Origin of the sequence: Rhizobium bangladeshense (genome assembly GCF_001662075.1) — a bacterium.
Lineage (GTDB): Bacteria > Pseudomonadota > Alphaproteobacteria > Rhizobiales > Rhizobiaceae > Rhizobium > Rhizobium bangladeshense_B.
In genome coordinates this window covers 337,367-360,011 of the sequence record NZ_LYPL01000005.1, presented here as the reverse complement: position 1 = coordinate 360,011, position 22,645 = coordinate 337,367, and the positions used below count along the sequence as shown (strand labels likewise).

Genomic DNA, 22,645 nt, shown 5'->3' with positions numbered 1-22,645 from the left:
GTCCCAAGGAGATGGAAGAATGACTTATGATTGGAGTGGAGAACGGACGCGGCGCCTGCGTTTCATGCGCGTCGCCACGTTCGCGGTTCTGGCCGGTCTCATCGTCAGCGTTCCGCTGCTGATCGTCACCGCCTGAAGCACGAGAAAGGGCGAGCATGCGACAGCACGCTCGTCTTCGTTCTTCTTCCTGATCGTTGCAGTGCCGACCACCTGCAGCAAATATTCTCCTTCTGGTCGAAATCAGTAAAACAGCCGAATGCCAATCCTGGTTGCATCGCAAGCGTATCCAGGCTCCCGACAGCGCAGCAGCCTGCTGATAATTCGCCTTCTGGTTTCAACGAACCTTTCAGACTTTTGTGATATCGCGACGCGGGTGGAGATGGAGAAGGCATAATGCCTGTGTTTTTCCAGAGCAGAGCCGGAAGGCAATGCATGTCGATCGTCGGTTTGGGGATAACCCTCTGGCTCCTCGGGACGCTGCTCCGGTTCGATGACAGCCTCGCTTCATTCATGACCGATTTCGGCGCTTACGGTGCCGACAAGCTCGTTCTCGGCCTCGGCATCGCCGGCGCCATGAGCTTCGTCTATTCGGTGCTGCGCATTGCCGATCTGCGCAAGGAAATGGAATTGCGCGTCGCCGCTCAGGCGAAGGCCGATTGGACGGCAACTCATGATCATCTGACCAAGCTGCCGAACCGCTACGCCTTCGAGCGCAAGGCTCTCGCACGGCCGATCAAGAACGACGAGGCCGAAATCGAGGAATGGGACGACAACGTCACCATCTTTTCCGTCGATCTCGACGGCTTCAAGAAAGTCAACGATCTCGTCGGCCACAAGGGGGGTGACGTGTTGTTGATCGAAGTCGCCAGACGCATCTGCGCGCTCGGCAATGCCGATTGCGTCTACCGCTTCGGCGGCGACGAATTCATCATCGTCGCCTTTGCCCTGACGACGCAGCGGGAGGAGCGTTTCGCCAGGCTGCTGATCCAGGCCGTGACCCGGCCGATCCATATCGATGGCTTTGCCGTCGAAGTCGGCGCCAGCGTCGGTTACGATCGCTGGGCTGACGGAGCCGAACTGCTGGAAGACGCCGCCCATCGTGCCGACCTCGCCATGTACGAGGCCAAATCACGCGGCCCCAACCATTTTCTCGTCTTCGAAACCTCGATGCAGGACAAGGTAACAGAGCGCGCCGCCTTGGAAACCAGGCTGCGCGCCGCCATCGCCAATAAGGACATCAAGCCCTTCTATCAGCCGCTGATCGACCTGAAGACCGGCCAGCTCTGCGGTTTCGAAGCGCTCGCGCGCTGGACGGGTGAGGATGGTATCCGCATTCCGCCACCGGTCTTTATCGACATTGCCGAGGAAACCGGCATGATCACCGCCTTGTTCGAGGATCTCCTCGCCCAGGCCTGCAGCGACGCGCTCACCTGGCCGGCGCATGTCATGTTGTCCTTCAACGTCTCGCCGGTGCAGATGGAAGACAAGCTCTTGACATCCCGCATCCTCAAGGTGCTGTCGGCAACCCGGCTGCCGCCGCAACGCCTGGAAGTGGAGATCACCGAGAACGCGCTGATTCAGGATCCCGCTATCGCCGCCGTCATTCTCGAAGAACTGCATGCTGCCGGCATCCAGATCGCCCTCGATGATTTCGGCACAGGCTATTCGAGCCTCGCCCAGCTCGCCCGCTATCGCTTCGACAAGATCAAGATCGACAAAAGCTTCATCGCCACCTATCGCGACGACGAACGCCAGGAAAAGATCGTCCGCGCCATGCTTGGCCTCGGCAGAAGCCTCAATATCAAGACGACTGCGGAAGGCGTCGAGGAGCATGGCCAGCTCGCCTTCCTGCTGCAGCTCGGCTGCGACATCGGCCAGGGCTATCTTTTCGGCAAGGCGATGCCCGCCGCCGAGGCGGGCATCTTCATCAGCGATCGCAATGCCAGCCTGGCCTCAACGGCCTGACACTATGCCTTAAAAGATTTGGCGCGGATCAAACCGACCTGCAAAATCAGTTCCACCGACAGCCGCGCCAGAATGCCGAAAGCGACCACGCCGCCCGAGGTCAGCACGCCGCGGACTTTGAAGAAGCCCGAATAGGCTGCACCGGGGCAAAATAACCGACGGACGAATGGATGCCTTTCCGCCGGCTGCGCCGGCGCTAAGTTCGACCCACATCACGACCGCACGGAGTCTACAAAGACATGCCCTCGAACGATCTGCTTCTGACCTTCAATGCCGGCTCCTCGACGGTCAAGATCGGCATCTTTGCCATGGAAGGCACCAAGGCGCGGCGCATCGGCAAGGGCGTGATCGATTTCCGCGCCGAACAGGTTTCACTCGGACTGAGCCGAGGGCCGCAGACATTCGACATGCCGTTGAAGGCTGAGGTGACGGAAGACCTCCACGATGTCATCGATGAAACCTTCGCGCGTCTCGCCGATCATTTCGACATGGCCGCCAGCCGCGCTGCCGGCCACCGCGTCGTCCATGGCGGCGACCGCTTCACGAAAGCGATCGCCCTCGACGCCGCGGCGATCGGCGCCATTGATGCACTGACGCCGCTTGCGCCCCTGCATCAGCCGCAGGCGCTGCGTTTCATCCGCGCGCTGGCGCATCTGAAGCCGCATCTTATCCAGACGGCCTCCTTCGACACCGCCTTCCATGTCACGCAGGACGATCTCGTTCGCCGTCTCGCCATACCGCGCTCGCTGCATGACGAGGGCATCAAGCGTTACGGCTTCCACGGGCTTTCCTATAAATTCATCGCCGGTGAACTTACCCGCAAGGCGCCGCAGGCCGCCAAGGCTGTGGTCGCCCATCTCGGCAGCGGCGCCAGCCTCTGTGCGCTGGAAGGGGGCATCAGCCGCGATTGCAGCATGGGCTTTTCGACCCTCGACGGCATCCCGATGGCGACGCGCCCAGGCTGGCTCGATCCCGGCATCATCCTGTATCTGGCCGGAGAGCGAAAGCAATCCCTGGGAGAAATCGAGGATCTGCTTTATCGCCGCTCGGGCCTGCTGGGCGTTTCCGGCATCAGCGCCGATACCCGCGATCTGTTGAAGGACGGCCGGCCGGAGGCGCGCCAGGCGATCGAACTCTTGACGCTGCGCATTGCCGGCGAGATCGGCCGCATGGCGGCAACGCTCGGCGGCCTCGATGCCGTTGTCTTCACTGCCGGCATCGGCGAAAATCAGCCGGAGATCCGCGCCGGCGTGGCGAAACGCCTCGCTTGGCTCGGCCTTTCCATCGACGCAAAGGCCAATGCCGCCAATGACTTCACGATCAGCACCGGGCAAAGCCGCATGACCGCCCATGTCATTGCCACGGACGAGGAACAGGTGATCGCCGACGAGGCGCTGTCCCTGCTTGTCGCCCGCTGATCCAGATCAATGGCGCGCCGGCGCCAGCGGCTAGAATTGACGTTGAACGCGTTTTCGAACGGGAGAAGCCAATGGAAAAGCATGTCTCGACCGCCGCCGCCTTGACCGACGCCGAACTCATCCAGATCGACCGCTATTGGCGGGCCGCCAACTATCTCTCGGTCGGCCAGATCTACCTGCTTGAAAATCCGCTGCTGCTCGAGCCGCTGAAACCGGAACACATCAAACCCCGCCTGCTCGGCCACTGGGGCACGACACCCGGCCTCAACTTCATCTATGCCCATCTCAACCGCCTGATCCGCGCCCGCGATCTCGACATCATCTATATATGCGGCCCCGGCCACGGCGGGCCGGGCATGGTTGCCAACACCTATCTCGAAGGCACCTACAGCGAGATCTATCCCAATATTTCCGAGGATGCCGAAGGTATGCGCAAGCTCTTCCGGCAATTCTCCTTCCCCGGCGGCATCCCGAGCCACGCTGCACCGGATACGCCGGGCTCCATCCATGAGGGCGGCGAACTCGGTTACGCTCTCGTCCATGCCTATGGCGCCGCCTTCGACAATCCCGACCTGATCGTCGCCTGCGTCGTCGGCGACGGCGAGGCCGAGACTGGGCCGCTGGCCGCGAGCTGGCATTCCAACAAGTTCCTCAATCCCGCCCGCGACGGCGCTGTGCTGCCGATCCTGCACCTGAACGGCTACAAAATCGCCAACCCGACCGTTCTCGGCCGGGCCGGAGACGATGATCTCCGTCACCTCTTCGAAGGCTACGGTTACGAACCTTTCTTCGTCGACGGCCATGAGCCGCGCGACATGCATCAGCAGATGGCCGCGACGCTGGACCGGATCTTCGACCGCATTCGTGAGATCCAGAGCCAGGCCCGTGACGGCAAGGCTCCGGACGGCTGCCCGCGCTGGCCGATGATCGTGCTGCGCAGCCCGAAGGGCTGGACCGGTCCCAAAGAAGTTGACGGCAAGAAGGTCGAGGGCTTCTGGCGAGCCCACCAAGTGCCGGTCTCCAACTGCCGTGAGAATGACGGCCATCGCAAAATTCTCGAGGACTGGATGCGCAGCTACGGTCCGGAGGACCTGTTCGGCGCCGATGGCCGGCTGAAACCCGAGCTGCGGGCGCTGGCGCCTACCGGCAAACGCCGCATGGGTGCCAATCCGCATGCCAATGGCGGTTTGCTGCGCCGGGAACTCGATACCCCCGATATAATCGGCTATGCAGTCGAGATCGGCAAGCGCGGCAGCGTCGCGGCCCAGTCGACGGAGATCCTCGGCCGTTACCTGCGCGACACGATGAAGCGCAACGAGGCGGCGGCGAATTTCCGTATCTTCGGCCCCGACGAAACGGAATCGAACCGCCTCGGCCGCGTCTTCGAGGCCACCGACCGAGTCTGGATGGAGGATATCGAGCCCTATGATATCCACCTCTCCCGCGATGGACGCGTCATGGAGGTGCTCTCCGAACATCTCTGCCAGGGCTGGCTGGAAGGTTACCTCCTGACCGGCCGCCACGGCCTATTCTCCTGCTATGAGGCCTTCATCCACATCGTCGATTCGATGTTCAACCAGCACGCCAAATGGTTGAAGGTGACGCGCGAACTGGAGTGGCGAAAGCCGATCTCGTCGCTGAACTATCTGCTGACCTCACATGTCTGGCGCCAGGATCACAACGGCTTCAGCCACCAGGACCCGGGCTTCGTCGATCTCGTCGCCAACAAGAAGGCCGATATCGTCCGCATCTACCTGCCGCCGGATGCCAATACTCTTCTCTGGGTCGGCGATCATTGCCTGCGCACCTATGATCGCGTCAACGTCATCGTCGCCGGCAAGCAGCCGGAGCCACAATGGCTTTCGATGGACGAAGCGGTGAAACATTGCGAGGCCGGCATCGGCGTCTGGCACTGGGCAAGCAACGAGGAAGATGCCCTCGCCCCCGACCTCGTCATGGCCTGCGCCGGCGACGTGCCGACGATGGAGACGCTTGCCGCCGTCGACCTGTTGCGCAAGGCGGTGCCGGCGCTGAAAATCCGTACCGTCAACGTCGTCGATCTGCTGGCGCTGCAATCCAGAGGCCAGCACCCGCACGGCCTGACCGACGAGGCCTTTGACGCGATCTTCACGTCAGACAAGCCGGTAATTTTCGCTTATCATGGCTATCCCTATCTTATTCACCGCCTGACCTATAAGCGCACCAACCACGAAAACATTCACGTCCGCGGCTTTATCGAAGAGGGCACGACTACGACGCCCTTCGACATGACCGTCCTCAATGAACTCGACCGCTACCACCTCGCCATCGAAGCGATCGAGCGGGTCCCGGGTCTCAAGGAAAAAGCGGGTGAAGCACTCGCCGCCTTCCGCAGCAAGCTTTCGGAACACCACGACTATGTGCGCGAACATGGCGAGGACCTGCCGGAGGTGCGGAACTGGACATGGCCTGCGACATGAAACATCGGTGACTGACGCCTGCGAATGCGCCGTCACCGGATGCATAACGCTATGCGCGGTCGAGTCGGGCCTTTTCCGTCATTCGCCAGACTCGCGGCGTTTGGCCGGCATATTTCAGGAAGAAGCGCGAGAAATAGGCGGGGTCGGCAAAACCGAGGCGGAATCCGATCTCCTGAACGCTGCCGAGCGTGAAGACAAGCTGACGCTTCGCCTCCTCGACGAGTTTGGCTGCGATCAACTCGTGCGGCGTGCTGCCAGTCATCGACCGGACGATCCGGGTGAGGTGCGTCGGCGAGACCCCGAGTTCCCTGGCATAGAAGGATGCCGGCTTGTGAGATCGAAAATGCTGCTGAATGAGCTCGCCCAGCATCTCCATCCGTCGCTCGTTTTCGTTTGACGCAAGCTCCTGCGAATTCCCGTCAGAGATCCGCGCCGTCAGCCGCAGCGCCAAGGCGACGTAGGCGGCCAAGACCTCGTTGCGGCCGCTGCGGCGGTTTTCAAATTCGTCGCCGAGTCGCCGCAAGGTCTGCATGACATGAACGCCGTTGGCATCACGCGGATCGAGCGGCGTCAGATGCGGGGTCGCTAGCCATTCGCCGAGATGGCTCCGCTCGCCGGGCGGATGGCTGAGATGGGACCGCAATATGGTGATGACAAGACCGTCGATATCGCGTGAGAAGCGAAAGCCATGATTGAACCCCGGGGGAACCGTAATGACCGCCGGCGGCCGGATAGCATGGCTCCTGTCGCCGAAGATCGAATCGCCCGAACCGGCTTCGATGTACAATATCTGAAAGAAGCTTTCGTGGCGGTGCAGTCGGATTTCCCATTGATGCAGGCTGCTCCGGGAGCGAATTGTTTCGCAATGCAACCAAAACTCCGGCGATCGTCCGACGTTTTCGCCGTAGAGCTCGTAGGTTGGTATATGTCTGCTCATCGGCTTCCTCCCGTGCCAATGTTCGATTAGTGCAATTTTTAGGCTGGAATGTCCATTGTGGCGATCCGGTCGGCGCGGCAGAATCTGACAAAACGCAAGAAATGCGAGGGAGGAAGCATTTGCGAACCCAGGTCGCCATCATCGGTTCGGGACCATCCGGCTTGCTGCTCGGTCAGCTTCTGACCGAAGCCGGCATCGACAATGTCATTCTCGATCGCGTCAACAAGGATTACATCCTCGGCCGGGTGCGCGCCGGCGTTCTGGAGGAAGGCACCGTCGGTCTGCTGGATCAGGCCAAAGCAGGCGCCAGGTTACATGCCGAAGGCCTGCCGCATGACGGTTTCTCGCTCGCCTTCGACGGACGCGACCATCGCATCGATCTGCATGAACTCACCGGCGGCAGGCGCGTCACCGTCTACGGCCAGACCGAGGTGACGCGCGACCTGATGGAGCGGCGCGAAGCAAGCGGCGCCCTGTCAATTTACGATGCCGCCGATGTCGCACCGCATGATTTCGACGGCCGCTCTCCTTTCGTTACCTATACAAAGGACGGCGCTGCCAGGCGCATCGATTGCGATTTCATCGCCGGCTGCGACGGCTTTCATGGCGCAAGCCGCAGGGCCGTCCCCGAAGGGGCGATCAAAAATTTCGAGAAGGTCTATCCGTTCGGTTGGCTGGGCCTGCTTGCCGAGGTGGCGCCGGTCAGCCACGAACTGATCTACGCCAACCATCCGAGGGGCTTTGCGCTCTGTTCGATGCGTTCGGCGACACGCAGCCGCTATTATCTCCAATGCGGGGTCGACGAGAAGGTCGAGGACTGGAGCGACGACCGCTTCTGGGACGAGCTGAGACGGCGTCTGCCGGCGCACCACGCCGAGGCGCTGAAAACCGCGCCGTCCTTCGAGAAATCGATCGCGCCTTTACGCTCCTTCGTCGCCGAGCCGATGCGTTTCGGCCGGCTTTTCTTGGTCGGCGACGCCGCCCATATCGTGCCGCCGACCGGTGCCAAGGGGCTGAACCTTGCCGCCAGCGACGTCCATTACCTCTTCTCCGGGCTGATCGAGCATTACCGCGAAGGCTCGGATCATGGCATCGACGCCTATTCGCGGATTGCACTTGCCCGTGTGTGGAAGGCGGTGCGGTTTTCGTGGTGGATGACGACGATGATGCATCGTTTCCCCGATACCGGTGATTTCGATCAGAGAATTCAGGAGGCCGAGCTCGACTATCTCACGCATTCCCGCGCCGCCTCGACGGTCCTTGCCGAAAATTATGTGGGTTTGCCATACTGAAGGATTGCGGATGAAGGCCGCGCTCACTCGCAGTGAACCGGGTGTTCGAGAAGCAGAACCATAACCAGCAGATCAAGTGTTTGGGGATTTATTTCATTTTACATCACCATTTCGCATGACAAGCTAACCTGAAATTCAATACGGCGCCGGAGTACGCCGAAAAGGGAGAGAGAAAAATGAGGAAGCTGTTTCTGGCCGCCGCTGCGGCCATCGTCATAGGCACGAGCGCCTATGCCGACACGATCAAGGTCGGAGTCATCGGCCCGTTCTCCGGTCCGTTCGCGCTTCAGGGCAAAAACTTCAAGGCCGGCATCGACGCCTATATGGCGGCCAATGGCAGCAAGGTCGGCAACGACACCGTCGAGATCGTTTATCGCGACGTGCCGCAGGCCGATCCTGCCCAATCCAAGGCGCTTGCCCAGGAACTGATCGTCAAGGAAAAGGTCCAGTATCTTGCCGGCTTTTATTTCACGCCAGATGCCATGGCGGTGACGCCGATCCTCAAGCAGGGCAATGTGCCGATGGTCGTCATGAATGCCGCGACCTCGGCGATCGTCACCAAGAGCCCGCTCGTCGTGCGCACCTCGTTTACCACCTGGCAGACCTCGACGCCGATCGCAAAAGTCGCCTTCGACGCCGGCGTCAAGAAGGTGATCTCGGTCGTCAGCGATTACGGCCCGGGCGTCGATGCCGAAAATGCCTTCAAGACCGGCTTTGAAAAGGCCGGCGGCCAGGTGGTCGAGGCGATCCGCATGCCGCTTGCGACCAACGACTTCAGCCCGATCATGCAGCGTATCAAGGATTCCGGCGCTGAGGGCGTCTTCGCCTTCCTGCCGTCGGGACCGACGACGCTCGGCTTCGTCAAGGCTTACAACGAAAACGGTTTGAAGGCCGCCGGCATCAAGTTCTTCGCACCGGGCGACCTGACGCAGGAATCCGACCTGCCGGCGCTGGGTGACGCCGCACTCGGCATCCAGACCACCTTCCACTATGCCGTGTCGCACGATTCTCCCGAGAACAAGGCTTTCGTCGAGGCGGCCACCAAGGCGATCGGCAACAAGGCCGAACTCTCCTTCCCCGCAGTCAGCGCCTATGACGGCATGTATGTCATCTATAAGATGATCGAGGCGACGGGCGGGAAACAGGATGCTGAAAAGGCTGTCGATGCGGTGAAGGGCCTTGCCTGGGTGAGCCCGCGTGGCCCGGTTTCGATCGATCCAGAAAGCCGCCACATCACGCAGAACATCTATCTGCGCGAAGTCGCCAAGGCCGACGACGGGACCTACATCAACAAGGAGGTCCAGACCTTCGAGAAGCAGGGCGATCCGGGCTTGGCAGCGGCCAAGTAACATCCGGCGTCAGAACATGCGGCGGACTTGGAATCCCAGGTCCGTCGGATCGAAACAGGTAGTTCCATGCAGACAGTCTTCAGCATAGCCGTCGACGCGCTAGCCTATGGCATGGTGCTCTTCGTGATCTCGATCGGCCTTTCCGTCACCATGGGGCTGATGCGCGTCGTCAACCTCGCGCACGGCGCCTTCGCCATGATCGGAGGCTACATCGCCTCCTATGCCGCACGTGACCTCGGCCTCGGTTATGCCATGGCAGTCATCGCTGCCGTGGTCGCTACGATCATCATTGCAATCCCTCTCGAGCGCTTCCTCTATCGCCGGATCTACGGCGCGCCGGAACTGACCCAGGTGCTGATGACGATCGGCATCACTTTCTGCATCATCGGCATCGCCAATTACCTGATGGGACCAACGCTGAAGACCATACCGCTTGCCGCGGCGCTGCAGGGTTCGGCCGATCTCGGCTTTCGCACCATCCCCGTTCACCGGCTTTTCGCCATCCTGTGCGGCCTCGCCGTGGCGCTGGCGCTCTGGTTCGCGATCGAAAGGACCAGCTTTGGCGTCAAGCTGCGCGCCTCCGTGGACGATGCAGCGATGGCGGCAGCCCTCGGCGTGCGCACCGAGATCATCTATGCGGTGAGCTTTGCCATCGCCGTCGGGCTTACCGCCTTCGGCGGCGTGGTCGGCGCCGAACTCTTGCCGGTCGAGCCCTATTATGCGCTGCGCTACATGGTGACCTTCCTGGTCGTCGTCTCCGTCGGCGGCGCCGGCTCCATTCCCGGCGCGCTGATCGCCTGCCTGCTGCTCGGCGCGATCGATACGACGGGCCGCTATCTGATGCCGGAGTTCGGGGAATTCTTCTTCTATCTCGCCGTGATCGCGATCATCTGCATTTTCCCGCGCGGCCTTGCCGGGAGGGCGAAGTGAGATGGCGCTGGTGATGAACAACGAAAACGGACGTCTCCAGCAGCGGCGCGGTTTTATCAGCCGCGATCTCGCCGGCATCATGGTGATCGTCGCCGTTGCCGCCATCGGCTATTTCGCTTTCCCTGATAATCTCGCGCTTCTGACGCGGATGATCACCATCGCGCTGCTCGTGCTCTCGCTCGATCTTGTGACCGGTTATTGCGGCGTTGCGACGCTCGGCCATGCTGCCCTGTTCGGCTCCGGCGCCTATGCCGCCGGCATCCTGTCGGCGCATTACGGCATCAATGATCCGCTGCTGATGCTGCTTGCCGGCATTGCCGGCGGCGTAGCTTCCGGGCTGCTCAGTGGCGCGATCATTCTGCGCGCGCATGGCCTGCCGCAGCTCGTGCTGTCGATTGCCCTCATCCACCTCTTCCACGAATTCGCCAACAAGGCCTCCTCATGGACAGGAGGCAGTGATGGACTTTCCGGCATCGCGCCCGACCCGGTCCTCGGCTTTTTTGAATTCGATCTTTATGGCCGCACCGCCTTCTTTTTCGGAATGGCGCTGCTGCTTGTTGTCTTCGTGCTGCTGAGATTGCTGGTGCGCTCCCCCTTCGGCATGCTCTGCCGCGCCATCAAGCAGGACCCGTTGCGTATCCGCGCCATGGGCGGTTCGCCGAAGGGCGCGCTCATCAGGATGTACGCCATCTCGGGCGCGGTTGCCGGGGTTGGCGGCGCCTTGAACGCGATCTCGACGCAGGTCGTCGGTCTGGACAGCCTGTCCTTCACGCAGTCGGCGGAGGCGCTCGTCATGCTCGTGCTCGGCGGCACCGGCTCTCTCTTCGGGGCGCTCTCCGGCACGATCATCTTCATGCTCTTCGAGGACTATGTCTCGGCCGCCAATCCCTTCCATTGGCTCACCATGGTCGGGGCGCTCTTGATCGCCGTCGTGCTCTTCGCGCCGAAAGGGCTTTACGGAACGGCCGCAAATTTCATTGACCGCCGCAGGGAGCAGCGCTCATGAGCCATGTCTTCGAAGTCGCCAATCTCCGGAAAGCCTTCGGTGGCCTTGCCGTCACCAACGACGTTTCGCTGGCGATGGCCGCCGGCGACCGCGTCGCGCTGATCGGTCCGAACGGCGCCGGCAAGACCACCTTCGTCAACCTCGTCACCGGCAATCTCCCTCCCGATTCCGGCGAGGTCCGCCTTGGCGGCGAAACGGTGACGGCGGTCAATGCGATCGGCAGGGTCAAACGCGGCCTCGTCCGCTCCTTTCAGGTGACACGGCTTTTCCAGGACATGACGCCCGCCGAACATGTCGGGCTCGCTGTCCTTCAGCGGGACGGAAAGACTTGGAACATGTTCGGAAACTTCCTCTCGATGCCCGATGTCATGGCCGAGATCGACGACCTCCTGGGAAAACTCGGACTGACGCCGCTGATGCATCGCAAGGTCAGCGAGATTGCCTATGGGCAACAGCGGCTTCTCGAGCTCGCCGTCGCACTGGCGCTGAAGCCGAAAGTGCTGCTGCTCGACGAACCGGCAGCCGGCGTGCCGCAGAGCGATACCGGCCGCATCGAACAAGCGCTGGCCGATCTGCCCGCCGATCTCGCCGTGCTGATGATCGAACACGACATGGATCTTGTTTTTCGTTTTGCCAAACGCGTCATCGTGCTGGCCGCCGGCGCGATCATCTTTGACGGCCGGCCTGAAGATGTCACCAGGGATGCGCGTGTGCGCGAGGCCTATCTCGGGAGTTATGCTAATGCCAGCCCTGTCGCTTGAGGTCGAAAATCTGTCGGCCGGATACGGGCCGACGCGGGTGTTGGAAGGCATTTCCTTGTCCGTGCCGGCAGGCGCAAGGCTTGCCGTGCTCGGCCGCAACGGCATGGGCAAGACGACGCTGCTGGCGACGCTCGCCGGCCAGACCCGACGCTACGAGGGCCGCATCAAACTTGGCGATACGGACGTCACAACAGCACCAAGCGCAACACGCGCGCATAAGGGTCTCGGCTATGTGCCGCAGACACGTTGCGTGTTTCCGACGTTGACCGTCGAAGAGAACCTTTTCGTCGGCTTGAAGGCGCGGCCGAAAACGGCGCTGGAGGAAGCCTATGCACTGTTCCCGCGCATGAAGGAGCGCCGCCGCAACCTCGGCAACCAGCTCTCCGGCGGCGAGCAGCAAATGCTTTCGACCGCCCGAACCATTCTCGGCCGCCCGTCCGTGCTGCTGCTCGACGAACCGCTGGAGGGGCTCGCCCCCGTTATCTGCGAGGAACTGATGGCAGCCTTCGCCGATCTCGCACAGTCAGGCGACATGACCATCCTTCTTGTCGAGCAACGGATTCAGAGCGCGCTCGATTTCGCCGACCAGGTCGTCATTCTCGAACGAGGGCGGCTGGCCTGGATGGGAACGCCGGCAGACCTATCCAAGGACCACGAAGCCGTCGAGAGCCTGCTCGGAGTGGGCGGCCTGCATTGAAGCAATCAATGCCGTATATCGTCATGATGACATCATCATTTGACTGGCATTAATACTGGCCGGAAATACTTCTGCTGGCAGAAAATGCCGCATTCTCCAAAGCGACATCAGCGTAAGACAGGTCATAAATATTCATTTCTAAGGGAATAGACGCCGGCGTCAGTCCCTTTACTTGGATCCTTGAGCTACAGACAAATTGTGCCGGCCGGATATGACAGGCTGAATTGATCTGACGCTCGGCAAAATTTCGTTGCCAAGCACCCGATAGGGTTGCATGTTTAAACAGAATTTCAGACGGGAGGTAGAAATGGCAAACCACAAGCCGGTCGCAGCGGACGTATACCAGCCCATTTTCGACATCGACAAGCCGGTTGACGGCAACATCCTGGACGGTTCCACGGATGCCGACGGAGATCTTCTGCGTCTCAACTTCGTGAACGGGCAGCGAATTCCGCAACCGGCCAATCCGGACGGACCGGCCACGACGACGACGATCGAGGGAAAATACGGCACGCTGACCGTCTATTCCGACGGCTACTACACCTATGAACTCGATCACTCCAATCCGGTGGTATTGGCGCTCGGCCCGGGAGATCAACTCCTCGATCAGTTCAATTTCAAGATCTCGGACGGCAAAGGCGCTACCGACTTCGGCTTGCTCAATATCGCTGTCGATCTGCCGGAGCGTGGCGACATCTTCGTCAATTTCGAGGATGTCGGCAAATATGATTTCCCTACAGGCTACAAGGGCTTCGATTGGGGCGCCTGGTACGATGGTGACGATGCAGCGATACAAAAGGAAGCCGACGGCAACCATTTTCTGTCAGGCGGCGCCTTCTGGACACCCATCCAGGCCGCCGATGGGGGCCGCTTTCAGATCGAGCAATTCAGCGTGGCAAATGGCACATCAGACTATGACAACGTTCTGACGATCGAAGGTAGGCTGAACGGCGATACCGTGTTCCTGGTTACGGTCGACGTGACCGCCGACAGCATTCATGACCCGCAAGTGATTGATCTCAGCGCCTATGGCCAGATCGACTACCTCGTGCTCGACACCGAGCCCGTCATCACCGAAACGAGCGGCCCCGACTATTATGGCGCGCAGTACGACAACTTCCACTTTGTCGTTTGAGAGAAGTGGAAAAGGGCGCGCATCGCCAAACATTGCCTCTTTCCGAGCGTGCGCAGCAGCGACGATCCAGTAGCAATTTCTTGCGATAGCTGACCGACCTGCGCCCTGCTAGCAATAGATCGTCCGAGGAGGGACGGTTATTCTGGGATGGAGGAAATAATGCAGTCAATGGGAATCAGGTTAGTCGCGGTCATGTTCTCGCTGGCCTTATGGGCAATTATTATCGCTGCGGCATCCTATCTTTGGGCGATGAAAATGCCGATATTGCATTTTATGCTCTACAGATAGTGCTGGCCTCGGCGTCAGCGATTATGGTCCTGTCGCCGCGTCTTTCCGCGGAGGGACGCACTACCGCGGCCGTCGGAACCGGCTCAAATCGAGCCGCCAGAATCGCAAATTCTGCAAGGAAGAGATGGTAGCGGAGGAGGGATTTGAACCCCCGACACAAGGATTATGATTCCTCTGCTCTGACCTACTGAGCTACTCCGCCACTGGTCAACCGATACCTGCTCGCGAAGCGCTGCGGGCTCGTGGGATGAGCGGCTTATAAGGTGCGCTTCGGCTTTGTGTCAAGCGCATGATGGAGAAAAACGCCCGGCTTTGTTGGCGGTCGTTTCCTGAGGGTTTCAAGCCGCGACGGGGCTGGCAAGCAGCGCCTTGAGCGAGGCCTCGGCCGAGGGTTCGCGCTCGGAGCGCTCGATGAAGCCGCCGCCGAAGACGCGGGCGTCGTCGCCGGGCGCGGAATAGAGCGCGCAGGCCTGGCCGGGTGCGATACCAGCCTCGCCGACCGTTAGATCGACATAGGTGCCGGTGGAATCGACATGCAGCACGGACGGTGCCGGCGCCCTGGTCGAGCGGACCTTGGCGTAACAGGCGAAGCCTTCGCCGGACGCTGCTTCCGCAAGCGTCTCGTCGCCCAGCCAGTTGACGTCGCGCAGATAGACGCGGTGTGTTTCCAGCGCCTCCTTCGGCCCAACGATGACGCGGCGCGAGCGGGCATCGAGATAGACGACGTAGAGCGGCTCGCCGGTGGCGATGCCGATGCCGCGGCGCTGGCCGATGGTGAAGTGCAGTATGCCTTCGTGCGTTCCCAAAACGCGGCCGTCGAGATGGACGATCTCGCCGGCAAGCGCCGCATTCGGCTTCAGCTTGGTGATGATATCGGAATATTTGCCCTGCGGCACAAAGCAGATGTCCTGGCTGTCGGCCTTCTTGGCGACGACGAGGCCCATCTTTTCGGCAAGCCGGCGGGTCTCGGCCTTCGGCAGACCGCCGAGCGGAAAGCGCAGATAATCGATCTGCTCCTGCGTCGTGGCGAACAGGAAATAGCTCTGGTCGCGGTCGGCGTCGGCCGGACGGAACAGCGCACGGCGGCCGGGATGTTCGGGCGAAGGGTTCGGCCGCGACCGGATATAATGGCCGGTCGCCAGCGCATCGGCGCCGAGCTCCTTGGCGGTCGCCAGGAGATCGGCGAACTTGACGGTCTGGTTGCAGGAGACGCAGGGGATCGGCGTTTCGCCGGCCACATAGCTTTCGGCGAAGGGATTGATCACCGTCTCGCGAAAGCGCTTCTCGTAATCGAGCACATAATGCGGAATGCCGAGCGTCTCGCAGACGCGGCGCGCATCGTCGATATCCTGACCGGCGCAGCAGGACCCGGCGCGATGAACGGCGGCGCCATGGTCGTAAAGCTGCAGCGTAATCCCGAGCACGTCGTAACCCTGCTGTTTGAGAAGGCCGGCCACGACGGAGGAATCGACGCCGCCCGACATGGCGACGACGACGCGGGTCTCTTCCGGCTTCTTGTCAAAATCCAGTGTGTTCAACGGTGGTGCCAAATTCTGCGCGCTCATCATCCGCCCTTGCGCTGCAATTGCGGCGGATTGCTGTATGGGGCGGGATCGGCCGCCTTTCGATAAGCGATCGATATAGAAAGGATTGTATCGGGACGCAAGAGGCGGCGTTCGGGCGGCCGATCGTTTCGCCAGTCAGAAAGGAAGGCGCGGCCGAAGCCACGCCTTGAAAGCGGGGGTGCGGCTCAGGTGCCGATCAGCTTGTTGCAGGCGAATGCGATGCCTGGATTGGCGATGACGGCGGTCATGAGCGCCAGTCCGATTATCGAGCATGAATAGCGTTTCATATACATCCTCCTTCCAGCCAATGCGAATTATGCCGCTCCGACCGCTGTTCTCAAAATAACGAATGCTTGAGCAGCCGGCTCAACCGGAAATCGTCGAGCAAATAATTATCGCCCTATGGAACTATTCTTTCGATCATGCGTTTGGGGTGATCAATGTCGCAATCGTATGCTGCGGAGGGTTTCATGGCCAGGTTCGGCACGACGGCGGATTACAACAGGATCAGACACTGGATCGAAGAGCGAGGCGGCCATCCCGCCCGCATCAAGGACGCGAGCGACAGCGAAACCGTCCGCGTCGATTTTTCCTCGGAAACGCAGGAGGAGATTTCCTGGGACGAATTCTTCCAGGGTCTCGAAGGCAGCAGGCGCGCCTTCCTTCATCGCACCAAGGCTGAGGACGATAGAGCCCGTTTCGGCAAGATCGTCCGCCGCAAGCGCTTGCCTCACTGAAAATATACCCATTGCTGACGCAGAAAACCCGGCGCCGTTTCCGGCGCCGGGTTTTCCTGTTTCCTTGGGAGGAAGGAAGCTCAGTCTATGTTGAATGTCAGCAGCTTTGCCTGGCGGATTGCTTGGTGCGCTGTCAGCCGTTCGAGCACGCCGTCCTCCACCTCGCCGTCGACATAGAGCAGCGCGATGGCGTCGCCGCCCTGCTTGTCGCGACCGAGCTGGAAGTTGGCGATGTTGACGCCGGCAGCACCGAGCGTCGTGCCGATGAAGCCGATCATGCCAGGGACGTCGGTATTGGTGATGTAGATCATGTGCGAGCCGACATCGGCATCGAGATTGATACCCTTTATCTGGATGAAGCGCGGCTTGCCGTCCGAAAACACCGTGCCGGCGATTGAACGCGTCATGCTCTCGGTCGTCACCGTAAGCTTGATATAGCCGTCGAACACGCCCGTCTTATCGCGCTTGACCTCGGAAAGCACGATGCCTTTTTCCTTGATCATGATCGGCGCCGAAACCATGTTGACGTCGGCGACCTGCGGGCGAATGAGACCGGCGAGCACCGCGCTCGTCAGTGCCCGCGTGTTCATGTTGGCGGTGACGCCGTCATAAAGGATCTCGATTTCCTTGATCGGCTCTTCGGTGACCTGGCCGACGAAGGCGCCGAGAACGTCGGCAAGACGGATGAAAGGCTTCAGGATCGGCGCTTCTTCCGCGGTGATCGACGGCATGTTGATGGCGTTGGAGACCGCGCCCTTGACGAGATAGTCCGACATCTGTTCGGCCACCTGCAGAGCGACGTTTTCCTGCGCCTCGGTCGTCGAAGCGCCGAGATGCGGCGTGCAGACGACGTTCGGCAGACCGAAGAGCGGGCTTTCCTTGGCGGGCTCGACCTCGAACACGTCGAAGGCGGCACCGGCGACGTGGCCGGACTTGATGGCCTCGGCGAGAGCCGCTTCATCGACCAGTCCGCCACGGGCGCAATTGATGATGCGCACGCCCGGCTTGGTCTTCGCGAGCGCTTCCTTGTTGAGGATGCCGCGCGTCTTGTCGGTCATCGGCACGTGTAGCGTGATGAAATCGGCGCGGGCGAAAAGCTCGTCCAGCTCAACCTTGGTGACTCCCATTTCCTCGGCGCGCTCCTTGGAGAGGAACGGGTCATAGGCGACGACATGCATCTTGAGGCCGATGGCGCGGGCGCAGACGATCGAACCGATATTGCCGGCGCCGATGACGCCGAGCGTCTTGCCGGTGATCTCGACACCCATGAATTTCGACTTCTCCCATTTGCCGGCCTGCGTCGAGGTATCGGCTGCCGGAAGCTGGCGAGCGACAGCGAACATCAGCGCGATCGCGTGTTCGGCCGTCGTGATCGAATTGCCGAAGGGCGTGTTCATGACGATGATGCCGCGGCGGGAGGCGGCCGGAATATCGACATTGTCGACGCCGATGCCGGCGCGGCCGACGACCTTGAGGTTCTTCGCCCCTTCGATGATCTTTTCAGTCACCTTGGTGGCGGAACGGATGGCCAGGCCATCATATTTGCCGATGACTTCGAGCAGACGGTCCTTGTCCTTGCCGAGCTGCGGTTCGAAATCGACTTCGACGCCGCGGTCGCGGAAGATCTGGACGGCGGTTTCCGACAATTCGTCGGATACGAGAACGCGAGGTGCCATGAGGGACTCCTTCAAAAATGTTCAGCGATGGATGAAATCAGGGGCTCCGCCCTGTGGCGGAGCCGGATGCGATCACATTAAGCAGCGGCCTGAGAGAGCTGCGCCTTCTGCGTTTCGAAGGCCCAGGAAAGCCAGGGCATCAGCTTCTGCATGTCGGATGCCTCGATCGTCGCACCCGCCCAGATGCGCAGACCCGACGGCGCGTCGCGGTAATGGCCGATGTCATAGGCTACACCTTCCTTTTCCAGCAGGCCGACCAGACCCTTGGCGAAATTCGCCTGGCCATCGTCGTCAAGCGCCGTGATGTCCCTGTCGACGATTTTCAGGCAGACGGAGGTGTTGGAGGCCGTTTCCACCTTGACGGCGAGATTGGCGATCCAGTCGTTCGCCGCGACGAAATCGTGGATGACCTTGGCATTGGCATCGGCCCGCGCGATCAGCGCCTTGAGACCGCCAAGCTCTTTGGCCCAGAGCAGCGCATCGATGTAGTCCTCGACGCAGAGCATCGAAGGCGTGTTGATCGTCTCGCCCTGGAAGATGCCTTCCGTCAGCTTGCCGCCCGAGGTCATGCGGAAGATCTTCGGCAGCGGCCAGGCCGGCGTATAGGTTGTGAGGCGCTCGACGGCGCGCGGCGAAAGAATGATGACGCCGTGCGCGCCCTCGCCGCCCAGAACCTTCTGCCAGGAGAAGGTGACGACATCGAGCTTTGCGAAATCGAGTTGCTGGGCGAAAGCGGCCGAGGTGGCGTCGCAGATCGTCAGGCCCTTGCGGTCGGCGGGAATGAAATCGCCGTTCGGCACGCGCACACCTGATGTGGTGCCGTTCCAGGTGAAGACGACGTCACGGTCGAAATCGACAGCCGAGAGATCGGGAAGCTCGCCGTAAACGGCTTCGAGCCTGCGCACATCCTTGAGCTTCAGCTGTTTGACGACATCGGTGACCCAGCCGGCGCCGAAGCTTTCCCAGGCGAGCATGTCGACACCGCGTTCGCCGAGCAGCGACCATAGCGCCATTTCGACGGCGCCGGTGTCGGAGGCCGGAACGATGCCGATGCGGTAATCCGCCGGCACTTCGAGAATTTCGCGGGTAAGGTCGATGGCCTGCTTGAGCTTGGCCTTGCCGACCTTGGCGCGGTGCGAACGGCCGAGAGCCGCGTCGGAAAGGGCTTCGAGCGACCAACCGGGGCGCTTCGAGCAGGGGCCAGAAGAAAAATGGGTATTGTACGGACGGATGTCCGGCTTTGCGGTCTTCGCCATGATGCTATCCTCTCAGATAGAAAGCCCTTCGTTGGGGAAGGGTGTCCCGCCGCCGTGTGTATGGATCGGAGGCTTCACAGTCAAGATCGAAATGTCGCAAGCGGAAGATATTTTGACGCAGAGAGGTCGTCAAAATGAAAAAAGCCGCCCGGAGGTCGGACGGCTTTCTGATGCAGGAGATTGGATTTACTTGTAGACTGGCTGCTGCAGCGGAATTTCCGGCGGCGGTTCGTAGCTCGCCTGGGCGCATCCGCCGAAGAGGTAGCGGCCACCGACGCGGACTTCATGGGCGCTGAGGCCCTTGTCGCGGCCCGGACCGCCATTTTCGGCATAGCCGAACATGTTGCCGCCATCGATATGCAGGTATCGGTAGCCGACATCGGCCTTGAAGTTGCAGGTGACGTCGACCGAGGCACCGGCCATCAGGGCGTAGGTGAAGCGCCAGTTGCCCTTGCCGCCATGGGTGACCTCGTCGTCGCAGAAGCTGCCGTCATCGGCACAGGCGACGTTGCGCAGGTTCTTCCATTTCACGTAGGAACCGCCGATACCGGCGCCGACATAAGGCGTTACATAGCCATAGGTGCCGAGATCGACATAGGCGTTGGCCAGCAGCGTGTAGGCGGTCAGCGACGAGCGGTCGCGCGAGGTGCAATCCACCAGCGGGAAGCCGCACTGCCCGACCGTCGAGCCGCGGAAATCAGCCTGTGTGAGATAGTCGAAGGTCAGATCGGTACGCAGGTAGCTGTTGATCTGGTAACCGACACCGCCGCCGATCGTCCATGCGTCGTCAAGGTCAGCATCGTCGAAATCGACTTCGGTAGCATTGCTGCCCTGGAAATAACGGGCGCCGCGCAGATCGGTAAAGGCATAACCGACATCGCCGCGCAGGTACCAGCCCGTCGCTTCACTGACCGTCACCTCGGGCGGCTGCTCCGGGATGGGCTCGGCCGGAGCGAAGTCCGCGGAATAGGCATTTGTCGCGATCAACAATGCCGCGAAGATGCCGGACAAGCTTCTTTTCATGGATCCCACTCCAAAATCCGTTACATCGGCAGGCTCAAGTCGCCGCCAATCTGATACGCTTCGTATGGATAATGAACCGGAAACGTTAAAAGCTGCTTAACCACGATTATTTACCGTAGATCTTGGAGATTCCGCCTGACGAGCATGGATTGCCGCAGTAAACGCCTTTTGAAGTCATGATCTGACGAGGCGATTTGGCTGGATAGCGCACCAGCTCTTCCCGAAATCTTCGCGCAGCCGCGACACGGCATATGATCATCACCAGCGGTGATATATTGGCGAGGACGTTCGCCCCACCAACGCTCACCAAGTCAGTTTAGGCCGTGACTGGCATTGTCTGGTTTCGCTAGCGGATGCATCGCTGACACGGCGTCTGCGCTATGAATGGTCTCTCCTGCCTACCCCGCCCTCCGTCATGCTCGGCCTTGAGCCGAGCATCCACGCCGCATCCATCAGCAGCCGCCGCATGGATCCCAGGCTCAAGGCCTGGGATAACGGAGAGTGTGGTTGGCATTCTCGCCAAACTCGCCGCCAGCGTGAAGGGTGGATGGGCTGGTACTTGCGCTAGATTTTCTGCCGTAGAGCGTAGCGTCGAACGAAGCTTCACAAGCAAAGCACGCCGACCAGCCCATCAGCCGCACGGCATGCCATTAGCCCTCGTCCTGAGGGGCACCTCAGGATGAGGGCGAAGAGAGGGCCTCGCTCATTCTCTGAGCATCAGCCCAAACGCCCAACCATGTCGCCAAGCTTGCCGCCGAACCCGATCTGCCATCAAAAAATCAGGCAGCGGTACGGACGTTTGAAATCGTGCCGATCAACTCGTTGACGATGCGCTCGATCTGGGCGCGATCGTCGCCCTCGGCCATGACGCGGATCAGCGGCTCGGTGCCGGAGGGGCGGATGACCAGCCGGCCGGTCTTAGCAAGCTCGGCTTCGGCATCGGCGATCGCCTTCTGCACCTGAATATCCTCCAGCGGCTTGCCGCCGCTGATGCGGACATTGCGCAGCAGCTGCGGCACCGGCTCGAAGCGGCGGCAGACCTCGCTGACGGTCCTGCCGGTGCGTTTGACGGCGGCAAGGATCTGCAGAGCGGCAACCAGGCCGTCGCCCGTCGTGCCGTAATCCGACAGCACGATATGGCCCGACTGCTCGCCGCCGACATTGTAATTGTGCTGGCGCATATGCTCGACAACATAACGGTCGCCGACCTTGGTGCGGGCGAGCGCCATGCCGCGCTCGTCGAGAAAACGCTCGAGGCCGAGGTTGGACATGACAGTGGCGACGATGCCATTGCCACGCAGTTGCTGGCTCTCGGCCCAGCTCTCGGCAATGACGGCCATCAGCTGATCGCCGTCGACGATCGAACCATTCTCATCGATGATAATGACGCGATCGGCATCGCCATCGAGCGCGATGCCGATATCAGCACGCACCTCGTCGACCTTCTTCTGCAGCGCGACCGGGCTGGTGGAGCCGCAATTGAGATTGATATTGGTGCCGTTCGGCTCGTTGCCGATGGTGACGACGTCGGCGCCGAGCTCCCAGAGCACGGCAGGCGCCACCTTATAGGCGGCGCCGTTGGCGCAGTCGATGGCGATCCGCAGGCCCTGCAGGGTCACGTCGCGCGGCAGCGTGCGCTTGGCGTGTTCGATATAGCGGTCATGTACGCCGTCGACGCGCTTGGCGCGGCCGATGTCATCGGACTTGGCGAGCTGGGTGCTCAGATCCTTTTCGAGCAAATCCTCGATCTCGGCCTCGATGTCGTCGGACAGCTTATAGCCGTCGGGGCCAAACAGCTTGATGCCGTTATCCTCGTAAGGATTGTGCGAAGCTGAGATCATCACGCCGATATCGCAGCGCAGCGAACGGGTCAGCATGGCGACGGCAGGCGTCGGGATCGGGCCGAGAATGAAGGCATCGAGGCCGGCGGCGGTGAAGCCTGCGACCATGGCGTTTTCGAGCATATAGCCGGAAAGGCGCGTGTCCTTGCCGATGACGACGCGATGGCGATGGTTGCCGCGGCGGAAGATCGTGCCGGCGGCGATGCCGACCCGCATGGCGAGATCCGGTGTCATCGGGAAGACATTGGATTGGCCGCGAATGCCGTCGGTCCCGAAATAGCGTCTTTTCATCTACACTCCTGCACTTTCC

Annotated in this window: 17 protein-coding genes and 1 tRNA gene; 11 read left to right on the top strand and 7 right to left on the bottom strand. The window is 61.0% G+C overall.

Annotated elements, in window-relative coordinates:
- Positions 1 to 393 precede the first annotated feature (393 nt).
- The 3 genes from A7X77_RS13350 to A7X77_RS13340 all read left to right on the top strand — a co-directional run bounded on the left by A7X77_RS13350 (position 394) and on the right by A7X77_RS13340 (position 5,842).
- Positions 394 to 1,965 (top strand): putative bifunctional diguanylate cyclase/phosphodiesterase, encoded by a 1,572-nt coding sequence (locus tag A7X77_RS13350; RefSeq protein ID WP_064683373.1) that lies wholly within the window; start codon positions 394 to 396, stop codon positions 1,963 to 1,965.
- Between the two features lie 239 nt (positions 1,966 to 2,204).
- Positions 2,205 to 3,383, top strand: a complete 1,179-nt coding sequence (locus tag A7X77_RS13345) for an acetate/propionate family kinase (protein WP_064683372.1) — start codon at positions 2,205 to 2,207, stop codon at positions 3,381 to 3,383.
- A 71-nt stretch (positions 3,384 to 3,454) separates the two neighbouring features.
- On the top strand, positions 3,455 to 5,842 hold the full coding sequence (locus tag A7X77_RS13340; RefSeq protein WP_064683371.1) for a phosphoketolase family protein: 2,388 nt from the start codon (positions 3,455 to 3,457) through the stop codon (positions 5,840 to 5,842).
- 49 nt (positions 5,843 to 5,891) lie between these two features.
- Here the strand turns inward: A7X77_RS13340 and A7X77_RS13335 are convergent, their stop codons facing one another.
- On the bottom strand, positions 5,892 to 6,779 hold the full coding sequence (locus tag A7X77_RS13335; protein ID WP_064683370.1) for a helix-turn-helix domain-containing protein: 888 nt from the start codon (positions 6,777 to 6,779) through the stop codon (positions 5,892 to 5,894).
- A 119-nt stretch (positions 6,780 to 6,898) separates the two neighbouring features.
- Between A7X77_RS13335 and pobA the strand changes: the two genes are divergently transcribed.
- The 7 genes from pobA to A7X77_RS13300 all read left to right on the top strand — a co-directional run bounded on the left by pobA (position 6,899) and on the right by A7X77_RS13300 (position 13,949).
- Positions 6,899 to 8,071: a 4-hydroxybenzoate 3-monooxygenase gene (gene pobA, locus A7X77_RS13330; RefSeq protein WP_064683369.1), complete on the top strand. Its 1,173-nt coding sequence runs from the start codon at positions 6,899 to 6,901 to the stop codon at positions 8,069 to 8,071.
- 176 nt (positions 8,072 to 8,247) lie between these two features.
- The gene (locus tag A7X77_RS13325) at positions 8,248 to 9,420 is read left to right on the top strand and encodes an ABC transporter substrate-binding protein (protein ID WP_064683368.1); all 1,173 of its coding nucleotides are present in this window, start codon (positions 8,248 to 8,250) and stop codon (positions 9,418 to 9,420) included.
- Positions 9,421 to 9,486: 66 nt separating this feature from the next.
- Positions 9,487 to 10,350, top strand: coding sequence for a branched-chain amino acid ABC transporter permease (locus A7X77_RS13320; RefSeq protein WP_064683367.1), 864 nt, complete (start codon positions 9,487 to 9,489; stop codon positions 10,348 to 10,350).
- A 1-nt stretch (position 10,351) separates the two neighbouring features.
- Positions 10,352 to 11,356 (top strand): branched-chain amino acid ABC transporter permease, encoded by a 1,005-nt coding sequence (locus tag A7X77_RS13315; protein WP_064683366.1) that lies wholly within the window; start codon positions 10,352 to 10,354, stop codon positions 11,354 to 11,356.
- Positions 11,353 to 12,117, top strand: a complete 765-nt coding sequence (locus A7X77_RS13310) for an ABC transporter ATP-binding protein (protein ID WP_064683365.1) — start codon at positions 11,353 to 11,355, stop codon at positions 12,115 to 12,117. Before A7X77_RS13315 ends, A7X77_RS13310 begins: the two co-directional genes overlap by 4 nt.
- Positions 12,098 to 12,814: an ABC transporter ATP-binding protein gene (locus tag A7X77_RS13305; RefSeq protein ID WP_064683364.1), complete on the top strand. Its 717-nt coding sequence runs from the start codon at positions 12,098 to 12,100 to the stop codon at positions 12,812 to 12,814. The genes A7X77_RS13310 and A7X77_RS13305 overlap by 20 nt, the downstream gene beginning before the upstream one ends.
- 307 nt (positions 12,815 to 13,121) lie before the next feature.
- Positions 13,122 to 13,949, top strand: a complete 828-nt coding sequence (locus A7X77_RS13300; protein ID WP_064683363.1) for a VCBS domain-containing protein — start codon at positions 13,122 to 13,124, stop codon at positions 13,947 to 13,949.
- A gap of 413 nt (positions 13,950 to 14,362) precedes the next feature.
- Here the strand turns inward: A7X77_RS13300 and A7X77_RS13295 are convergent.
- Positions 14,363 to 14,439 (bottom strand) — tRNA-Met (locus tag A7X77_RS13295).
- Between the two features lie 136 nt (positions 14,440 to 14,575).
- Positions 14,576 to 15,775, bottom strand: coding sequence for a tRNA 2-thiouridine(34) synthase MnmA (gene mnmA, locus A7X77_RS13290; protein ID WP_064683362.1), 1,200 nt, complete (start codon positions 15,773 to 15,775; stop codon positions 14,576 to 14,578).
- 497 nt (positions 15,776 to 16,272) lie between these two features.
- On the opposite strand from mnmA, the gene A7X77_RS13285 reads away from it, so the two are divergent.
- The gene (locus A7X77_RS13285; protein ID WP_064683361.1) at positions 16,273 to 16,539 is read left to right on the top strand and encodes a hypothetical protein; all 267 of its coding nucleotides are present in this window, start codon (positions 16,273 to 16,275) and stop codon (positions 16,537 to 16,539) included.
- 80 nt (positions 16,540 to 16,619) lie between these two features.
- On the opposite strand, the gene serA is transcribed toward A7X77_RS13285, so the two are convergent.
- From serA to glmM, 4 genes are all read right to left on the bottom strand, one after another.
- Complete coding sequence (serA, locus tag A7X77_RS13280; protein ID WP_064683360.1) at positions 16,620 to 18,215, bottom strand: phosphoglycerate dehydrogenase; 1,596 nt, start codon at positions 18,213 to 18,215, stop codon at positions 16,620 to 16,622.
- Positions 18,216 to 18,292: 77 nt separating this feature from the next.
- Entirely contained in the window at positions 18,293 to 19,471 is a 1,179-nt protein-coding gene (locus A7X77_RS13275; RefSeq protein WP_064683359.1) for a phosphoserine transaminase, read from the bottom strand.
- A 186-nt stretch (positions 19,472 to 19,657) separates the two neighbouring features.
- On the bottom strand, positions 19,658 to 20,494 hold the full coding sequence (locus tag A7X77_RS13270; RefSeq protein WP_064683358.1) for an outer membrane protein: 837 nt from the start codon (positions 20,492 to 20,494) through the stop codon (positions 19,658 to 19,660).
- 779 nt (positions 20,495 to 21,273) lie between these two features.
- Positions 21,274 to 22,626: a phosphoglucosamine mutase gene (glmM, locus tag A7X77_RS13265; protein WP_064683357.1), complete on the bottom strand. Its 1,353-nt coding sequence runs from the start codon at positions 22,624 to 22,626 to the stop codon at positions 21,274 to 21,276.
- Between the last annotated feature and the right edge of the window lie 19 nt (positions 22,627 to 22,645).

Excerpts from the sequence above, each read along its gene's own strand:
- A7X77_RS13300 (WP_064683363.1), top strand. The coding sequence starts at position 13,122 with ATGGCAAACCACAAGCCGGTCGCAGCGGACGTATACCAGCCCATTTTC.
- A7X77_RS13345 (WP_064683372.1), top strand. The coding sequence starts at position 2,205 with ATGCCCTCGAACGATCTGCTTCTGACCTTCAATGCCGGCTCCTCGACG.
- A7X77_RS13270 (WP_064683358.1), bottom strand. The coding sequence starts at position 20,494 with ATGAAAAGAAGCTTGTCCGGCATCTTCGCGGCATTGTTGATCGCGACA.
- A7X77_RS13315 (WP_064683366.1), top strand. The coding sequence starts at position 10,352 with ATGGCGCTGGTGATGAACAACGAAAACGGACGTCTCCAGCAGCGGCGC.
- A7X77_RS13325 (WP_064683368.1), top strand. The coding sequence starts at position 8,248 with ATGAGGAAGCTGTTTCTGGCCGCCGCTGCGGCCATCGTCATAGGCACG.
- serA (WP_064683360.1), bottom strand. The coding sequence starts at position 18,215 with ATGGCACCTCGCGTTCTCGTATCCGACGAATTGTCGGAAACCGCCGTC.
- A7X77_RS13335 (WP_064683370.1), bottom strand. The coding sequence starts at position 6,779 with ATGAGCAGACATATACCAACCTACGAGCTCTACGGCGAAAACGTCGGA.
- A7X77_RS13340 (WP_064683371.1), top strand. The coding sequence starts at position 3,455 with ATGGAAAAGCATGTCTCGACCGCCGCCGCCTTGACCGACGCCGAACTC.
- A7X77_RS13310 (WP_064683365.1), top strand. The coding sequence starts at position 11,353 with ATGAGCCATGTCTTCGAAGTCGCCAATCTCCGGAAAGCCTTCGGTGGC.
- A7X77_RS13350 (WP_064683373.1), top strand. The coding sequence starts at position 394 with ATGCCTGTGTTTTTCCAGAGCAGAGCCGGAAGGCAATGCATGTCGATC.
- A7X77_RS13275 (WP_064683359.1), bottom strand. The coding sequence starts at position 19,471 with ATGGCGAAGACCGCAAAGCCGGACATCCGTCCGTACAATACCCATTTT.
- A7X77_RS13305 (WP_064683364.1), top strand. The coding sequence starts at position 12,098 with ATGCCAGCCCTGTCGCTTGAGGTCGAAAATCTGTCGGCCGGATACGGG.
- A7X77_RS13285 (WP_064683361.1), top strand. The coding sequence starts at position 16,273 with ATGGCCAGGTTCGGCACGACGGCGGATTACAACAGGATCAGACACTGG.
- glmM (WP_064683357.1), bottom strand. The coding sequence starts at position 22,626 with ATGAAAAGACGCTATTTCGGGACCGACGGCATTCGCGGCCAATCCAAT.
- A7X77_RS13320 (WP_064683367.1), top strand. The coding sequence starts at position 9,487 with ATGCAGACAGTCTTCAGCATAGCCGTCGACGCGCTAGCCTATGGCATG.